The organism is Candidatus Tisiphia endosymbiont of Nemotelus uliginosus (assembly GCF_964264755.1).
Classification (GTDB): Bacteria; Pseudomonadota; Alphaproteobacteria; order Rickettsiales; family Rickettsiaceae; genus Tisiphia.
This window is the reverse complement of sequence record NZ_OZ183481.1, coordinates 744,979-762,663: the sequence shown is the minus strand read 5'-3', so window position 1 is coordinate 762,663 and position 17,685 is coordinate 744,979. Positions and strand designations below refer to the sequence as shown.

15 protein-coding genes, 1 tRNA gene and 1 pseudogene are annotated in these 17,685 nt (G+C 32.9%); 12 read left to right on the top strand and 5 right to left on the bottom strand.

Annotation, left to right across the window (positions count from 1 at the left end; translation table 11 throughout):
* Positions 1-40: 40 nt before the first annotated feature.
* Both ACFELW_RS04010 and ACFELW_RS04005 read right to left on the bottom strand, forming a co-directional pair.
* On the bottom strand, positions 41-214 hold the full coding sequence (locus ACFELW_RS04010; RefSeq protein WP_375329701.1) for a palindromic element RPE2 domain-containing protein: 174 nt from the start codon (positions 212-214) through the stop codon (positions 41-43).
* A 67-nt stretch (positions 215-281) separates the two neighbouring features.
* On the bottom strand, positions 282-2,423 hold the full coding sequence (locus ACFELW_RS04005; RefSeq protein WP_375329700.1) for a transketolase family protein: 2,142 nt from the start codon (positions 2,421-2,423) through the stop codon (positions 282-284).
* Between the two features lie 231 nt (positions 2,424-2,654).
* On the opposite strand from ACFELW_RS04005, the gene ACFELW_RS04000 reads away from it, so the two are divergent.
* The 8 genes and pseudogenes from ACFELW_RS04000 (at position 2,655) to ACFELW_RS03965 (ending at position 11,432) form a co-directional block, all read left to right on the top strand.
* Positions 2,655-3,515: a DUF1189 family protein gene (locus tag ACFELW_RS04000; RefSeq protein ID WP_341759075.1), complete on the top strand. Its 861-nt coding sequence runs from the start codon at positions 2,655-2,657 to the stop codon at positions 3,513-3,515.
* Positions 3,516-3,657: 142 nt separating this feature from the next.
* The gene (locus ACFELW_RS03995; protein ID WP_341759076.1) at positions 3,658-3,933 is read left to right on the top strand and encodes an AbrB/MazE/SpoVT family DNA-binding domain-containing protein; all 276 of its coding nucleotides are present in this window, start codon (positions 3,658-3,660) and stop codon (positions 3,931-3,933) included.
* A complete protein-coding gene (locus tag ACFELW_RS03990; protein WP_375329699.1) occupies positions 3,927-4,256 on the top strand; it encodes a type II toxin-antitoxin system PemK/MazF family toxin in 330 nt (109 codons plus the stop codon). Before ACFELW_RS03995 ends, ACFELW_RS03990 begins: the two co-directional genes overlap by 7 nt.
* Positions 4,257-4,274: 18 nt before the next feature.
* Positions 4,275-4,985, top strand: a pseudogene (locus ACFELW_RS03985) (pseudouridine synthase).
* Between the two features lie 4 nt (positions 4,986-4,989).
* Positions 4,990-5,547, top strand: a complete 558-nt coding sequence (gene rsmD, locus ACFELW_RS03980; protein ID WP_375329698.1) for a 16S rRNA (guanine(966)-N(2))-methyltransferase RsmD — start codon at positions 4,990-4,992, stop codon at positions 5,545-5,547.
* 283 nt (positions 5,548-5,830) lie between these two features.
* Positions 5,831-7,327, top strand: a complete 1,497-nt coding sequence (locus tag ACFELW_RS03975; protein WP_375329697.1) for an ankyrin repeat domain-containing protein — start codon at positions 5,831-5,833, stop codon at positions 7,325-7,327.
* A gap of 185 nt (positions 7,328-7,512) precedes the next feature.
* Positions 7,513-8,388: a tyrosine-type recombinase/integrase gene (locus ACFELW_RS03970; RefSeq protein ID WP_375329696.1), complete on the top strand. Its 876-nt coding sequence runs from the start codon at positions 7,513-7,515 to the stop codon at positions 8,386-8,388.
* Positions 8,388-11,432, top strand: coding sequence for a Tn3 family transposase (locus tag ACFELW_RS03965; RefSeq protein ID WP_375329695.1), 3,045 nt, complete (start codon positions 8,388-8,390; stop codon positions 11,430-11,432). Before ACFELW_RS03970 ends, ACFELW_RS03965 begins: the two co-directional genes overlap by 1 nt.
* Before the next feature lie 234 nt (positions 11,433-11,666).
* On the opposite strand, the gene murJ is transcribed toward ACFELW_RS03965, so the two are convergent.
* The 3 genes from murJ to ACFELW_RS03950 are packed head-to-tail and all read right to left on the bottom strand — an operon-like array spanning position 11,667 to position 15,405.
* Complete coding sequence (gene murJ, locus ACFELW_RS03960; RefSeq protein ID WP_375329694.1) at positions 11,667-13,211, bottom strand: murein biosynthesis integral membrane protein MurJ; 1,545 nt, start codon at positions 13,209-13,211, stop codon at positions 11,667-11,669.
* Positions 13,212-13,250: 39 nt separating this feature from the next.
* The gene (gene ppa / locus ACFELW_RS03955; protein WP_375329693.1) at positions 13,251-13,778 is read right to left on the bottom strand and encodes an inorganic diphosphatase; all 528 of its coding nucleotides are present in this window, start codon (positions 13,776-13,778) and stop codon (positions 13,251-13,253) included.
* 4 nt (positions 13,779-13,782) lie between these two features.
* On the bottom strand, positions 13,783-15,405 hold the full coding sequence (locus ACFELW_RS03950; protein ID WP_375329692.1) for a methyltransferase regulatory domain-containing protein: 1,623 nt from the start codon (positions 15,403-15,405) through the stop codon (positions 13,783-13,785).
* Positions 15,406-15,686: 281 nt separating this feature from the next.
* Between ACFELW_RS03950 and ACFELW_RS03945 the strand changes: the two genes are divergently transcribed.
* The 4 genes from ACFELW_RS03945 (at position 15,687) to ACFELW_RS03930 (ending at position 17,598) form a co-directional block, all read left to right on the top strand.
* Positions 15,687-15,761, top strand: a tRNA-Gly gene (locus tag ACFELW_RS03945).
* 56 nt (positions 15,762-15,817) lie between these two features.
* On the top strand, positions 15,818-16,345 hold the full coding sequence (locus tag ACFELW_RS03940; RefSeq protein ID WP_341753146.1) for a cytochrome c family protein: 528 nt from the start codon (positions 15,818-15,820) through the stop codon (positions 16,343-16,345).
* Between the two features lie 229 nt (positions 16,346-16,574).
* Positions 16,575-17,042 carry an NfeD family protein gene (locus tag ACFELW_RS03935; RefSeq protein ID WP_375329691.1) on the top strand — a complete coding sequence of 156 codons (468 nt, stop codon included), beginning with the start codon at positions 16,575-16,577 and terminating at the stop codon, positions 17,040-17,042.
* A gap of 10 nt (positions 17,043-17,052) precedes the next feature.
* Positions 17,053-17,598: a hypothetical protein gene (locus tag ACFELW_RS03930; RefSeq protein WP_341758987.1), complete on the top strand. Its 546-nt coding sequence runs from the start codon at positions 17,053-17,055 to the stop codon at positions 17,596-17,598.
* Positions 17,599-17,685: the final 87 nt, after the last annotated feature.

Genomic DNA, 17,685 nt, shown 5'->3' with positions numbered 1-17,685 from the left:
TCATAAGCGTTAGTTTAAGAAAACAATAATTGAGAAACCGTCATTGCGAGGAGACCGTAAGGTCACGAAGCAATCCAGAGAAGTGATTATAGTCAATTGATGGGAAGTTGGTGACGTCGTCACTCGTCACTCGCCTATTACTTATAGGCGTCGCTCCATCGTTCCTGCTACCCAATTCCCCTGAATTGACTATAGAGATAGATTGCCACGCCACCTATGGTGGCTCGCAATGACAGATAACGTCATTGCGAGAAGGCGTTAGCCGACGAAGCAATCCAATTCTAATTTTTTTGGATTCTTGCCATAATCTTTTCGGAAATATTTGATGGAGTAAGACCGAAATATGAGTATAAATCATTAGAGGGAGCAGAGAGTCCAAATTGTTCCATTCCGAAGAACATCCCGTTCTCTCCGATGATTCGATGCCAGCCAAAGCTACTTGCAGCTTCTATAGCAACTTTTAATTTGGCATTGGATAGGATATTTTGGATATAGCTAGGCTGCTGTTTAAAAAATAACTCAAAACATAACATTGAAATCACATTGGTACTAAAGCCATTTTTGCTTAGTATATCTTTTACCTCTAATGCTATTGACAATTCAGAACCGGTGGCGAAGATAGCAACATCTAATGTTTCTTGATTATTCCCTGACAGTATATACCCACCTTTAGAACATAAATTTTGCGAAATATTTCGGCTATAGTCAATTGAGGAGAAGTTGGTGACGTCGTCACTCGTCGCTCGCCTATTACTTATAGGCGTAGCTCCATCGCTCCTAGCACCAAATCCTCCTGAATTAACTATAACTATTTGAGATACTGACTGTCTGGTTAAAGCAAGAACAGAAGGGCCATCTTTATTAGCTAAAGCAATTCGCCAAGATTCAACTGTTTCAAGATAGTCTGCCGGGCGTAATACCATCATATTTGGTAAGCTTCGAAAGGATGCTAGATGCTCTATTGGTTGGTGAGTAGGGCCATCTTCTCCTACCCCAATTGAATCATGGGTCATGATGTAGATCACTTGCTGCTGCATAATAGAAGAAAGCCGCATAGTTGGTTTCATATAATCAGAAAATACTAGAAAAGTAGCCCCTACGGGTAAGAAGCCTGATAATGCGAGTCCGTTCATGATAGCCCCCATAACATTTTCACGAACCCCATAATGGATGTAATTGCCAGTAAAATCATCTTTATTAATTATGTTACTAGCAGTATTTTTGATATTGTTGGATAATGATAAATCAGCTGAGCCAAAAATAATTTTATCTGATAGTTTGGTTAGATATTCTATAACTCTACCAGATGAACAACGGGTTGCTTCAGCTTTTTCTGGAATAGGGATATTATCAAGAAAAGAGCAATCTATATCAGCTTTATTGCAATAGGCTTTTTGCTCTGGAGTTATATCAGCAAACTTCTCTTGCCAATTAGTATAACTCGCTTGATTTCTTAACCAAGCTGTACCCCATATCTCTTGTAATTCCTTTGGTATAGTAAACGCCTGATCATTAAAACCTAAATTTTCTTTAAGAAGTTTAACCTCATCTTTACCAAGCGGGCAGCCATGGGCGGCATTTGAATTCACCTTGTTAATAGAGCCTTTGCCAATTAAAGTACGGCAGGCAATCAAGTATGGTTTATCAGAATTTTGTGCCTTAATTAGGCTGGCATTAATTTGCTCAAAATCATGCCCATCAATAGATTCGGTATTCCAGCCCATGGCGGCAAATTTCAGCAGATGGTTTTCAGATACAGTAAGGTCGGTAGAGCCATCGATGGAAATTTTATTATCATCAAATAAAACTATTAAGTTATTTAGGCATAAATGCCCAGCTAAAGAAGCAGCTTCATAGCTTATACCTTCCATTAGGCATCCATCTCCAATTATACAATAAATTTTGTGTACACTAAGCTCTTTGCCCAATTTTTGTTGATATTTTTTTTGGGCAATCGCCATCCCAACTGAAGTACCAAACCCCTGCCCTAAAGGTCCTGTAGTAGCCTCAATAGCTTCATATGCCCCATATTCTGGATGTCCAGGAGTTTTTGAATGTAATTTTCGAAATTGTTTTAAATCTTCTAGATGAAAATTTTTATAATTTGTTAAATAATAAAAACTATACAGCAACATAGAACCGTGTCCAGCTGATAGAACCAGGCGATCACGGTCAAACCAAGTTGGATCATTAGGATTGAATTTTAGAAAATTAAATACTAACATGGTCATGACATCTGCCATACCAAGAACCATACCTGGATGCCCTGATTGAGCATATTCTATACTATCACTTGCTAAAACTCTAATACAGTTACTTAATTTAGAATATTTTTCTGAATATTTGGGGATTTTATTAAACTTCATTATAATAAATATTAATTTTGTGTTAAAAGATATTGATATAGATAACCAGATTAACATTACGCGTCATTGCGACGAGGCGTGAGCCGACGAAACATCCAATAAGTGTGGATTGCCGCGACCACTATGTGGTCTCGCAATGACAGATAAAGTCATTGCGAGGAGGCATAGCCGATGAAGCAATCCAAGAAAATGGTTAGAAATGGATTGCTTCGACTATTACATGGTCTCGCAATGACGTTAGGGGTTAATTATAAAAATTTTTTATGAATCTACATCAAAATAGATATTATGACAACAAAACTATTATCCGTTTTTTCATGGTTTAGCACGTTATTGAATCAATTGTGGTTATCAATTAGTTCAGTAAATTTTTACCAAGATGTTTATAAATCATATAAAGGATACGGGATTAAGTATATATTTGCTGTGTCTTTTATATCATCATTGATCTATTGTATTGTTATATTTAATTACTTGTTAGTCCTCACCGATTACTTTACTGAGAATCGTTTAACAAAAGGCACAATAACTATCGAATATATATTTAAACAATTACCGGAAATCTATTATGATGGTAGTAAAATTTCAGTTGATCAGGATGAACCTATATATTTACTCGATGAGAATGGCAATAAGCTTGCGGCTATAGACTCAAAAAATCAATTATCTTATGGGGAAAAACTTAAAGTTCCCGTCCTATTTAGTAGTAACAATATAACCCTTACTACAGTAGAAATAACCGATAAAAAAAAGAGTGTGTTTAATATTGGATATGCTAAATTATTTACTCCTGATCAAAAGATTCTCACTGAAGAAGTTATTAAAAAGCACTTTGCCAAAACCCTAACACAAGCACCGAAGATATTTATTTACATTTTAATGCCTATAATAATAGCTTTTCGTTTTATAACAATTTTATTTGAAAAAAGCTTTATTATTATCTTAGTATATTTGTTAACTAACTATTTTGGTCCTAAGTCCTCTTGGCAAACCTGTATTAGAATAACCTTGTTTTCAAGTGGCATAGCAATTTTATTACAACCTATGATTGTTATATTCTTACCAGAACTGAGTAGTATTATATTTTGTATACAGATGTTTACTAGTTTGTTACTGCTTTTAGCAATGTTGAGGATACGAAACAAATAGGGAAGGGGGGGTGCCAGGAAAGTGATTAGAAAGGATTGCTTCGAAACCATTACATGGTCTTGCAATGACGTCTGGGAATCGTTGGCTACGCTTCCTCGCAATGACATTAAAGAATTTTTAACTTGCAGGATGTAGGTTTATTGTGTATACTTGTTTATACAATAAAAATGTTAATGATATTATGCAAACTCAAATTCAAAAATGGGGAAATAGCTTGGGGATTAGAATTCCTAAAAATCTAGCTGATAAGTTACATTTCCAACAAGGTGCATTTGTTAATTTAGAAATAGCTGATAACCATTTGATTATCACTACAAAAATATCAGAATTAGATATATTATTGGATAATATTACAGATTTTAACTGTCATCATGAAATATTAAATGATGACATTGTTGTAGGTAATGAATTGTGGTAACATTCATACCTGAAAGAGGTGATGTAGTTTGGATTAATTTTGAACCTCAAAAAGGTAGAGAGATTCAAAAAACACGACCAGCTGTAGTTCTTAGTCCTTACAAATATAACCTTAAGATTGGTCTTGCTCTATTTGTACCTATCACTAGTCAAATTAAGGGCTATCCCTTTGAAGTAATGATAAACTTTGAACAAATAAAGGGAGCGGTATTATGCGATCAAGCACGATCTATGGATTGGAGAATCCGTATAGCAACTAAGATTCTTACATTAGACAAAATACTCATAAATGTTATATTATCAAAATTAAGACTATTGTTGTAGTTATTTGGAAGTGGATTTTTGAAACAGGATAGTACACAAAGGTTGGCAAAGGCGATTAGTAATGCAGGGATATGTTCAAGGCGTGCTGCAGAGCTGCTTATCAAAAATAGTGAAGTAAAGGTAAATGGCGTGATTATCGATTCACCTGCCACCCTGGTTGATAATACTAGCCTTATTGAAGTATCAGGAAAAGTAATAGAACAACAAACTCCACGTTTATAGGTATATTATAAACCTGTCGGCTTAATTACCTCGCATAAAGATAATTATGGTAGAGAAACTGTCTTTGAAAATTTGGCATTACAGAATATGCCTAGGGTAATTTCAATCGGGCGATTAGACCTCAATAGTGAAGGATTATTATTACTTACCAATAATGGTGACTTAGCAAGGAAGTTTGAGTTACCATCAAGTAAACTTGAACGTATATATAGAGTCAGAGCACACGGTAACCCAAGCTCATTGCTTAAAAATTATAAGAATATAGAGATTGATCAAATACGTTATGATCCTAAATTAATTAAATTAATAAAATCAGGAAAAACTAATTGTTGGTTTGAAGTAATTTTAACTGAAGGAAAAAATCGTGAAATTAGGAAGATATTTGAATATTTTGGTCTAAGTGTTAACCGATTAATTAGAATTAGTTATGGGGGGTTTATATTAGGTGATTTGCAACCAAATCAGTATAAAGAACTGCCTCTTGAGAAATTTAAGAAATTTTTATGATTTTATGATACGAATTATCGCCGGCAAACATAAAAATCGGATAATACCCACCTTAAAAAACTCTAATTATCGTCCTTCCACCGGCAAAATTCGAGAAGCGATTTTTAGTATATTAACTTCAGGAGAATTTAGTGATGGTAGGTTATTTACCAAGGAGTCTAAGGTTCTCGATTTATTTGCCGGCACTGGTAGCCTAGCTTTTGAAAGTTGTTCTAGAGGGGCAGGGGATATTACAGTAATTGATATAAATGCTGATTATTTGCGGGCAGCAAAAGCATTTGCTAGTAAAATAGGTGAAATGGATAAAATGACTTTCCTAAATATCAATGCTACAGCTTTGCCAAAATGTAAAAACAGCTTTGATCTAATTTTTATTGATCCACCATACTATCAAAATCTTGTATCAAAGGCAGTAAATGCTTTGAAAAAAAGTCAATGGTTAAAAGATGGAACAATTATTGTCGTTGAATTTGCTAAAAATGAGCATCTTACAGACGATTCTTTAGAAATGGTTAAAGAGAAAATATATGGTGATAGTAAATTGCTTATTTTACGTTCCTAGCTTAAACTTACTTGTATACAATAGTTCTATAATAATTATTATGGAAAATAAGGTTAATATATGATTAATATTATTAAAAATTTTTAAAAAATAATATCTTTGTTATTAGTGGCACTAAATTTTATGGTATATTATCTTTAGTGTCATCCCTGCTTCGGTGAGTAAAAAAGCTGACTGCATGGATTGCTTCGTCGGCTTATGCCTCATCGCAATGATGTTTTTATCAGGAACTCGCGGAAATGACAATAGTGGGTGGAAATGAATAATATAAATAGTGGTTCTTATGGGAAAAATTACAGTAACAAAAGAAGAATTAGATTTTTACAAATCAGATAAAGCCTTTCTAAAGCAAGCTTTTATAAACTCTATTAGAGCTCGGGACTTTACGGCACTTGAATTATTATTTAAGTCAACTAACTTAAAATCTTGTTTAAAAATAAGCTCCAAGGAATTATTTTATGAATTAGTTCCATTAGTCAAAGATGATAACAATGTAAATATAATAGAACTAATAATTAATGAGTTCAAGGTTGATCTCAGAGAACAAAAAGATTCAGCAGCTAAAGCAACTTTACTTGATCAAGCTGCTATCTATGGATCTGAAAAAATTGTCAGTTTTCTACTTAGCAAAGGATTTAATCCTAATAATCAAGATTTTCAAGGACAAACTTCAGTACATAGAGCAATAATTGCTAATAGTTTGCCAACTGTTATTACACTCATTAAAGCTAAAGCAGATTTAAATGTTCAAGATAATCAAAAATTTGCGTCTCTTTATTTCGCACGTTTACTTGAATATACTCCAATAGTCAATAAATTAAAAGCAGCCGGAGCAGAGCTAATTGCTCCAAGTGGTAAATTCTATAATTATGTAGCATTCGCCAAAGAGGTATTGAAGAACAAGGGAAAAGTAACAGCTAAACTTGTAGAACCGCAACCAGAGGAAGATAAAATCCTAGGCTTTTACAAAAGAATGGCAGATTTTTATAAAGCTATTTTATCAGAAAAAAATAACGAAGAATATTTTGTAGGTGCGATCGATGGTATAAAAAGCTTCCTTGATCAATTAGCAAAACCTTCTGAGGAAATGCCATATGTCATTAACAGCTTAGAAACGTTAATTAGATTATATAAGCACTATCAATATCAAGGTAGTGCTGAATTGCAAAAATATCTAATAGATAAAGCTATACCCTTGGAGTTATCTACTATTCTGACAGTATTATATAATATAATGTGTGTAGAGTACTTAGAAGTAGCAGATTACAATAATGCCATTAAATATGCTGAACATGCCCGTGATTATCTAATTAAGAGTTCCAATAAACTACCAGATGAAACCTATAAGAAATCGTTATATGAGATCTTATTTAATCTAGGATTAGCGTGGAAACATTTTGATATAGCAAAGTCTTTAGAATATTTTGCTCAGGCGGAAAAATTAATGCCAGATGATCAAGAAACAATAATAGAACAATTAAACAATTATATTAATAATGGTTATACTAACGATGCTGCAAAGCAAATAGCAAAAATTAAAGATAGTGCTATTAGAGAGTTGTATCAAATAATGCTTAATATTGTTACGTCTGCACCAAATTTTTCTATTTTCACAGCATTAGAAAACCATGCAAAGACGTTAACAGATTCAGCACTGCAAAATTTATCTACAATAATGCTGCAATTTGCATCTAAGCAAGATACTTCCCTTGCAGAATTATTAGATACGTTTTTTCAGAATAATGGGTTAAATTACAGAAACGGGGCAAAAGCGAACTAGCAGCATGAAATTTGCCCGAAATAACTTCTTTTTATAAAAATATCGTATCATAAACCATAACAAGTCATCTGTACATTCCTTAAGAGATATTATACCTTAGCAGCAAATAAGGCTAAGAAATCTAATCGTATAATAGCATTATTTGTAATAGGTTATCCTATCAAAATCTAATCGCATAATTATTTATGACTAAAATTACTCAAATTAAGCAATATATTGCTTATCAAAAATCGACAGATAAATCACCTGCAACATTGGTAAGTTATCATAGCGATCTGATTCAGTTTGCTGCTTGGTTTGAAAAGGCTAATAATACGGATATGGATTTGCTTCATATTACTCCAACTGATGTTCGTCAGTATAAACAATATTTGATTGATTCCAATTTTAGACCGCAAACGATAAATCGTCGATTATTGTCATTAAAATATTTTTTAGAATGGGGGTGGGATAGTAAAAAGATCAAATATCGTTTTCCATTACCACCGACTGTTAAGCAATCACAGCCGATACCCAAGTGGTTGAGTAGAATTGAGCAAAATCAGCTATTACGTTGTGTAGAGCGTTGCGGTAAAGTTAGGGATATTGCTATCGTGAGGGTTTTAATGAACACAGGATTGCGAGTTAGTGAATTATGTAATCTCAAATGGATACATGTTGTAATGAGTGATCGTAAGGGCAAGTTATTGGTAAATGCCGGAAAAGGTTCTAAATATCGTGAAGTCCCATTAAATAAAGATGCAAGGCAGTCTTTTTTTGATCTGGGATATAAAGATTATGCTGGTAATGATTCTTTCATATTTATTGGTCAACGTGGAACTTTGTCTCCTCGCGGCATTCAGCTTATGTTAAAAAGCTTGAATCTTCCAGGTGAACTTGCGATAATATCACCGCATCAACTCAGACACACTTTTTGTAAGAATTTGGTGGATGCAGGAGTTAATTTGGAAAAGGTTGCAGTACTTGCAGGACACGAACGATTAGATAGCACCAAGTTATATTGTCATCCATCTTTTACGGATCTTAGTGATGCTGTGGAACGAATAGGGGAATTTGACTGATGCGTTTGATAGAGATACTGCCGTCTTACGAGATTAGATTATTTGATAATCCACCAATATTATCAATAGACGATCAGAAATACTATTTCAAAGTAGATGAGACGGTAATGAGCTTGTTAAAAGGCATTAAGGAAAATCATAACAAAGTTGGCTTGTTATTGCAGTATGGATATTTTAAAGCTAGCGGTAAATTTTACACGCAAAGCCTATTTAAATCCGGTGATATTAAATTTGTTGAGAAAGTTATCGGTGTTAGTGTCACCAAAGATTTTAGTAAACGATACATCGATAGAACACGTCAAAAACACAGATTATTAATTCTTGAAACTTGTGGTTATATAGAATTTACCGGTGCTGAAACGTTATTTTCACAAAGGGTAGAAAATTTAGTTGCACAACAAATGCATCCACGCAAATTATTCTACTTGCTGATAGAAGAATTGCGTAACAAACGAATTGAAATACCAAGTTACGATAAGGTTACCAGAATTGTCACAGAAAAATTTGGTGTTTTTGAAAAATCAGTTTTGCAAGCAATAATAGATATAATCACACCAACACAGCGTGAAGCACTTGTTCAACTTGTTTGTACTACAGGAGAATATTATCAACGACCATTACTTACTCGACTCAAAAGCATTAATCAGTCATTAAGACCTGGGCAAATTAGACATGGGATACACAATTTTCTTATAATTAAGAAATTATTTCAGGAATTGCAGTCAGTGATAAAAAAACTAGATTTATCAGTAGATGCGACCAAATATTATGCTGGGTGGATAGTTAAAGCAAAAGTAACACAAATCACCGATATTGTAGAGCCAAATAAGAGGTATTTGTATCTTGTTGCATTTATTGACCATTATTACAAAATTTGGCAAGATACGCTTGTTGATATGTTACTAAGAAATGTGCAACAGCAGTTAAATAATGCCGACAGGAAACTAAACAATGTAGTAAAAGAAAAAATTCCCGATAAAAATAAATTGACCTACTCTGTTTTGTTAGGCTTTGATAATACCAAATCAACGGTTGATTTGGTAAGAAAAATACTACACGATAATGCTCTTACTAATGATCAAAAAGTCGAGAAACTATGTCAAGTTGTGCCTTTGGAGAATACTAATACAGACTTAAAACATGCTATATCAGATGCTAAGAAACTAGAGGACCAGCTTAATAATGAGAAGGCACAAAGTGATAAATTGGATATTTTGTCTACTCTTTCTAGAAAGTTACAAAATCGTGTTGCTGATATTATAAAACATCTGCAGTTTGAAGTTTGTAAGGATAATAATGTGCTTTATTCAGCCTTAATTTATTATCAGTCGGAGAAGAATATTACCACCGCTGCTCCTGATAAATTCCTAGAAGATCATGAGTATAAAGCAGTTTACAGAAATGGTGAATTTAATGTGTCGCTATATAAAGCTATTCTTTTTTGTAAGGTAGCCAACGCAATCAAGGCAGGTCAAATTAGTCTTTTGTACTCTTATCGCTATTTATCAATCGATGAATATTTAATTGATGAAAATTATTGGACAAAAAATAAACATACTATTATACCAAATCTTGATTTACCCGAGAATATTGATCGTTTACTAACAACACTTCGTGGCTCTTTAGATAAACAATATATCGATGTTAATCAACGAATTATCAATAAAGAAAATAAACATGTCTCTGTTAAAAAGGACGGAACATACTCTATACACACACCGGCTATCGACAAACTGGACTATGACTCCATTTCAACGATTATCGGTAAAGAAAAATATATACCCATTTTACAAATGATGGCTGAAATGAATGACTTGTCTAATTTTACCGCCAATTTTAAACACCATAAAATAAAGGGGGCAAAAGCAAAACCAAACAATGAAATATTTTTTGCCGGAATATTTGCTTTAGGTAGTAACATAGGCTTACATAAGCTTGCAAGCACTGCAATAGGAGTTAATTACAACACTTTGTCCAATGCCGTTAATTGGTATTTCTCATTGGAAAATTTATATATGGTAAACCAAACCTTAATAGACATAATGACAAAATTGTGGTTACCAAGCAAATTTAAACGTGAGAAAAGTCTATTACATACATCAAGCGACGGTCAAAAACAATGCGTATCAGTAGAATCATTGAATGCCAATTACTCATATAAATATCACGGTAATAGCAAAGGTGTTAATGTCTATCGATTTATTGATGAACGGGGAATCCTGTTTTACACCGATGTATTTAGCAGTTCTGAAAGAGATGCGGCTTATGTGATTGACGGTTTGCTGCACAATGAAATCATTAAGAGTGACCTACACTCGACAGATACTCACGGCTATACCGAGATGATTTTTGCCGTATCACATCTAATCAGTGTAACATTTGCACCTCGCATAAAAGATGTTACTTCACTAAATTTAGTAAGTTTTGATAAGATTAAATCTAAATTGGCTAATGACAATTATCCTGTTAGACCTGCATATTATGTCAAGGAAGATAAAATAATAAGAAACTGGGACGATATATTACGACTGGTTGCAACCATTATGCTTAGAAAACACCGAGCGTCAGTAATATTAAAAAGATTAAGTAACTATGCTAACCAACATCCTCTCCAAGAAGCACTAAAAGAATTTGGTAGAATTATTAAATCTATCTTTGTACTAAAATATATCGATGATATTACTTGGCGACAAACCATTGAGAAACAACTAAACAAAGGCGAGTTAGCTAACAAATTTGCTACTGCTGTTTCATTTGCAGGCGAAGAAATCACTGCAGCCTATCGAGAAGATCAGGAAATATCGGCTATGTGTAAAACTATTATTCAGAATATAATTATTTTATGGAATTATATAGCGCTTACAAAAATAATTATGCGATCAGATAGCACCACTAGACAAATCTTATTAGAGAATATTCCCAATGCTTCAATATTAAGCTGGAGACACGTCAACCTGCATGGAATTTACGATTTTAGCAATTTATTAGCAACAAATGATCAAGATTATTCTTTTAATGAGGTGGTTAATTTTAAAGCGGCATAATGCTTATTATACGATCAGATTTCTTAGCCTTATTTGCTGCTAAGGTATAATATCTCTTAGGGAATGCACAGATGACTTGTTATGGTTTATGATGCGATATTTTTATAGAAAGAAGATGTTTTGAGCAAAATTTATGCTTTCAGTTCGCTTTTGCCCCGTTTCTGTAATTTAACCCAATGATCTATTACCATAGTTATCATGGCTATAGTCTTCAAAAAATCTTGATAATTAGACTCAGTTTTCATCATTAATACATTTCTTTGGATAAAGCTTAAAACAAAAAACCATTAGAAAAAACGTTGCTACTCCAACTATAATTGTTGCTGCTAGCATAAAAGCTTTTACTAATAAGAATTCAGCATAATAATATTGGGCATAATAATGTTTAATTACCCAAATTACTAGTGTCATTATTATGCAGCTTAATAAAATCTTGCCACAAAATGTGTATAATTTTGCATCAATAAAAGAAAGACCATATTTCTTTGTGTGTACGTATAACAACCAAACATTATACCAAGCGGTAATAGAACAGGCAAGAGCTATACCAAGATGACCAAATTGCCTCATCATAACAATATTTAATATAGTATTCACTGTAAGGGAATATAAGGTTATTTTTAAAGGAGTTTTTGTATCATGATTAGCATAAAAAATCGGGGTCAAAATTTTGGCAAGTATAAAAGCTGGCAAACCAAGAGCAAAAGCCGAAATAGCCTCAGCAGTTTTAATGGTATCAACATAGGTAAAAGCTCCCCGTTGATATATTATATGAATGATTGGTTCTGATAGCACAATAATACCAAAGGCAGCTGGTAAAGATAATAAAAGCCCAATTTTAATAGCATTATTCTGGATATTTGCCGCTTTCTTTAAATCATTCATTTGATAGGTTTTCGATAATTCTGGTAATAATATAGTACCAAAAGTTACCCCTATTATTGATAAAGGAAATTGGTATATTCTATCTGCATAAGATAATATTGAAATCGCCCCTTCGATGAAGCTAGCTATTGATTGCGAGATAAATAAGCTAAGCTGCTGAAATCCTGAGCTAACAACCGCCGGTCCCATATTGGACAAAAACTTTTTGACATCTCTATTATATGGATCAAAAACTAGTGGAAACGATAAACCAACTCTAATGACACAATAAAACATAAAAATGATTTGTAATAAGCCAGCAATCACCAGAGATAAACTAATCGATATAGGAGCAGATATACGTTCTTGTAATGCTACCGTTGTAATAATCACAAGAATATTTAAAATAATCGGAGAAAAAGCAAAAGCTGCGAACCTCTTTACTGAATTTAGAATACCCCCAAGCATCGCCGCTATCGAAATAAAAACCAAATATGGCATAGTGATACGGCACAGAGCAATTGTTAAATTAAATTTCTCTGGATCTTCATGAAAACCAGGAGCAATAATAAACATTAAGGAAGGCATCATAAGTTGCATTAGTACTACTACCATTACTAAAGTAATTAGTAAAATAGTAAATATAACGCCGGTGAAATGGTGTGCCGCCTCACGAGATTCTATGATTTTTGTATTAAAAATAGGTATAAAAACGACTGATAAAGCCCCCTCGCCAAAAATACGCCTAAATAGATTGGGTAATTTAAAAGCAACATTAACGCTATCAGCAACACTACCAGCTCCAAATAATGAAGCGACAAATAATTCTCTAGCAAGACCAGATATACGAGAAATTAAGGTAAATAAAGCTATTATAATTCCAGAACGAAATAATGTATATCCCTCGCCTTTCATTTATTATTCCAATTTTGAGTATATGCCACTATATCAAAGCTAACTCTTTGCCCTTGATATACCTTCATCAATTAACTCTTTGGCTTTTTGAGCATTTTCCCAGCCAATTACCTTTACCCATTTACCTTTTTCTATATCTTTATAATGTTCAAAGAAATGTACTATTCGTTGTCTTAACATTGGGCAAAGATCATCTAAATCTTTTATTGAATCAAAAGTAATATCTAGCTTAGAGCTAGGCACAGCAATAATTTTTTCATCCAATCCAGATTCATCTTCCATCATTAAAACCCCAATGGGGCGTGATCTAATTACGCAACCAGGTACAACAGGATAATGTGCTATGACCAATACATCTACTGGGTCACCATCTTCTGACAGAGTATGTGGGATAAACCCATAATTACCAGGGTAAAACATGGCAGTTTGCATGAATCTATCAACAAATAGTGTCCCTGATTTTTTATCCATCTCGTATTTTACCGGATTACTTTGCATCGGAATCTCGATAATTACATTTATCTCTTCAGAATTATTAGCTAGGGTAGTAATTTTTTCAACTAACATTATTTTATCCAATTAATAAATAATTCATTTTGAATTTTTGTAAGCAAACACCTACACAATGTGTAATATATGGTTTTAAAAGTTTTTCATCACTTACTATACCATCTTTATTAGACGCCACTAATAGTCCAGAAGCAAATTTTTCAAACATTTTTTCTTCAATCTGCTGGATAGAATTTGTACCATCTAATAGTTCAATAATATATTTTTCATGCAATTGCAATGGAACCAAAGCATTAATTCGATTTGTCACAACCAAATTAGTTTGTCCTAACTTTTGAGCCTGATATCTTACTAACTCACTTACTTTTGGTTTTGACGAAATGTTATATATTGAAATAGGTTTTGTTGCAAATATTTGCACATACCCTTGTAACACCAGTTTTATAATTACAGAATCTAATTCTTCCTTAAAATCTTTAAGTTGGAATTTCTCTAACTTTTTCATAGCCAGTTTAGAGACTTGATCTAAAGTCAAAGGATTACCAGTATTATCGGCATAAACATAGAAGACAGCTTTCATTATAGAAGAAGACGTTGAAATACCAGGGGATTCTGAATTATTATAATAAAATTCCAAATTTTCTACTGCATTGTTTAAATCCACCTCACTTTCAAGCCTAACTGGTCTGATATTAAAAGTAGTATAGAAGTCAGATAATTTACTTGGTTCAATTGTCCTATTGATCATGACATTATTGTGACATAACAAAGTAGTTCTAAATTTACGATTAGTAATAAAGTCCATATATTGTTCAGTTCTTACAATATCATTTATCGATTGTAATTTTTCTGCCGTCTTTTCCGGCAAATTACCGACAAACATGGCAGAAAGTGAGGAATCTCCAAGATAATTCAGATTATGTTTTCTAGCGTTACTTACAAATTCCTGGAAGTAAAAAGCTGTATTCTCTTCTCCGAGATATTCGTGTAACAAATATGAATTGCCTAACTTCTTAAGAAAGTTAGTTTCGTGCTGTAAGAACTTAGAATAAGGACTCTCTGATTTTTCTAGAGAATCACTAACAAAATCTAATAATAATTTAGCTTGTTGTAGTTTATCATGGTTATCAGTAAAGATAGCACTATGAAACATCATCATATCTCTAATAGTTTTCTGCATATTCCAACCTGGCAGAGTATTATAGCTGATAAAGGCAATACCATTAGGACTTAATAATTTACTAGATATTTCAAAAATCTTGTTACGAACCACATCCGGCACCCAAGAAATTACCCCATGACAAATTATATAATCAAATTTACCAAATGATTCATCAATATCCAATATCGATAAACATTTTAGCTCAATATTCTTTAGACCTAAACTATTTACTACTTCCAATCCGTTATTAATTTGTACTTTTGACAAGTCAATCCCTAAAGAATAAGATTCTGGATAACTTTCGGCAAAATCAATCATATTACCGCCTTCACCGCAACCAATATCAAGTATCCTAGCATTTTCTACCATAGGAGGTTGCATGCCAAATACTAGACCTATAGTTCTTAAATGCTCTGGTCTTGTATAAGCAAAAGGAAAACTTTCATAAGGAAAATCATCATAGTTAATATCATTTGTTTGATTCTCTGACAAACCATCATTAGGATTGTTTTTTTGACCCATAATTTGTTCCAAATTAATTAATATTAAAGTAATGATTTTTAGTTGATTTAGTGTTTTTAAGCAAGATATTTTTATATTATTTTAAGATAAATATCTATGGTTTTAATGTCATCCCTGTTTCGGTGCAGGATCATGAATAACATTTAAATTTTTTTTGATGTTATTTCTTCTTGATCTTTTTATAGTATATCCTATATTTATGATTTGTTTTCGTACAAGTGAGCCTTTTTACCTCAATTTGGAATAAAAATAATTATTTTTCCATTTGCAGTGTTTTAAAAGCGGGTGTAGCTCAGGGGTAGAGCGCTACCTTGCCAAGGTCGAAGTCGAGGGTTCGAATCCCTTCACCCGCTCCAGTACAAAACTATCTTATGGTAATACATATTCTCTCTACGGAGACGACACTAAAAATATGTCTGGAATAGAGTTAAATAAAATTGCTGCTTCTATTTTATTAGCAAGTTTAATTGCAATGATGGTAGGGTTTATAACAGATATTCTGTATAAGCCAGTTTTACATCCTGAATCTCGAGGCTACAAAGTAGAAGTAACAGAAGATTCGCCTAATGGATCTGATGCGAACGCGATTGCGGAAGCACCAGTGAATATAGAGGAATTGATGAAAACTGCTAATGCTGAGGCGGGAAGGGAAATAGCAAAAAAATGCTTAATGTGCCATTCCTTTGACAATAGTAAAGCTAATAAGGTTGGACCACATCTATGGAATATCGTTGGGACGGAAAAAGCTAAAGCAGAGAATTATAAATATTCAACTGCTCTATCTAGCAAAGGAGGAATATGGGATGAAGAAAGTCTATTTCATTTTTTGCATAAACCTAGCCAATATATACCTGGAACAAAGATGTCTTTTGCTGGTTTAAATAAGCCTCAAGATATAGCTAATGTTATAATGTTTTTAAAGACATTTGTTCATGACTAAATGATAATTGCTTGAACCAACTAAAATTATTTCAAAGTAAACTTAGCTTATTATCATTCCATTCGTTATTATTCTAGTCATTTTGTGTATTTCTTTATTTTTTAATAATTATAATATTCCTGTTTTTGATGAGATAGGATATGGTTGTTTACAATTGTTTAACCAGGAGTTATAGTAGGAATTGTCTTAATTAATAACCTCAGAATCGAAGATTAATTGAAGGTATCATATGAGCATCTTTGAAGTTTCAATAGTAGAATGGTGGCTGATCGCTGGCATTATTTGTATAATTATAGAATTCGCTAATATTCCAAATGTTGGTTTTTTATTTTTGGGTTTAGGTGGAATATCCAATGCAATAATATTGAGTAATTATCCGAATCTTTTAAAATACCAGTATATAATTTTTGGTTTTGCTTCTTTTATATGGTTAATTATTTTATGGTATCCATTAAAATTCTATGTTGGCAAGAAATATGGTAAATACGAGTATTCTGATATGTTCGGTCAGGAAGTACAAGTATATAGTAATGAACTCTTAGTAGGAGAAAAGGGACAGGTATTGTGGTCAGGAACGATTATGAATGCCAAACTCAGCAAAGATTCTGTAAAATCAGCGTATAAAGGAGACACGCTTCGCATAATACAAATTGATGGTAATGTTCTTATATGTACTGCAGAAAATTTGAAGAAGTGAGATCAACAAAGTGGCTACTATTATTATCTACCTAATAGGAAAACCAGGAACCGGAAAGTATACTATAGCAAAAGAAATAGCAAGGGCTGGTTATAGTATATGTGATAACCAACATATCAATAATCCTATTTTTTCACTACTAAATTATAATGGATTAACTCCTATTCCAGAATTTGCTTGGGATGCAATTAGACTTATACGAGATGGTATTTTTAATTTTTTAAGCCAAGAAATTAGTAATAATTATGTTCTTACCAATTGTCTGTATGAAGTTGATGGTGATCGTAAACTTTTTAACCAAGTACAACAGCTAGCAATAAATCGTAGTTCTGTGTTTATTCCAGTAAAATTACTAATTTCAGAAGAAGAAAATATTAAGAGAATTCAACATCTAGATAGGCTGCTTCGTTATAAATCAATCGGTGTACAAGATGTTTATCCAGAATATCCATTAATTCAAATTTCTCATCCTAATTTATTTGAGTTTGATGTTACAAATCTCTCTGCTAGTGAGGCTGCAAGGAATATATTACAGCATGTTAAGTTCTATAGCTAAAACAGGAGTACTCAAAGTTTACAAACGTCTATTAGGCTCTGTGAATAACCACTTTAGTGGCAACGAAGCAATCTACTCACCAAGCGT

Coding starts and splice junctions, on each gene's coding strand:
- ACFELW_RS04005 (WP_375329700.1), bottom strand. CDS start 2,423: ATGTTAATCTGGTTATCTATATCAATATCTTTTAACACAAAATTAATA.
- ACFELW_RS04000 (WP_341759075.1), top strand. CDS start 2,655: ATGACAACAAAACTATTATCCGTTTTTTCATGGTTTAGCACGTTATTG.
- rsmD (WP_375329698.1), top strand. CDS start 4,990: ATGATACGAATTATCGCCGGCAAACATAAAAATCGGATAATACCCACC.
- ACFELW_RS03975 (WP_375329697.1), top strand. CDS start 5,831: ATGGGAAAAATTACAGTAACAAAAGAAGAATTAGATTTTTACAAATCA.
- ACFELW_RS03970 (WP_375329696.1), top strand. CDS start 7,513: ATGACTAAAATTACTCAAATTAAGCAATATATTGCTTATCAAAAATCG.
- ACFELW_RS03965 (WP_375329695.1), top strand. CDS start 8,388: ATGCGTTTGATAGAGATACTGCCGTCTTACGAGATTAGATTATTTGAT.
- murJ (WP_375329694.1), bottom strand. CDS start 13,211: ATGAAAGGCGAGGGATATACATTATTTCGTTCTGGAATTATAATAGCT.
- ppa (WP_375329693.1), bottom strand. CDS start 13,778: ATGTTAGTTGAAAAAATTACTACCCTAGCTAATAATTCTGAAGAGATA.
- ACFELW_RS03950 (WP_375329692.1), bottom strand. CDS start 15,405: ATGGGTCAAAAAAACAATCCTAATGATGGTTTGTCAGAGAATCAAACA.
- ACFELW_RS03940 (WP_341753146.1), top strand. CDS start 15,818: ATGTCTGGAATAGAGTTAAATAAAATTGCTGCTTCTATTTTATTAGCA.
- ACFELW_RS03935 (WP_375329691.1), top strand. CDS start 16,575: ATGAGCATCTTTGAAGTTTCAATAGTAGAATGGTGGCTGATCGCTGGC.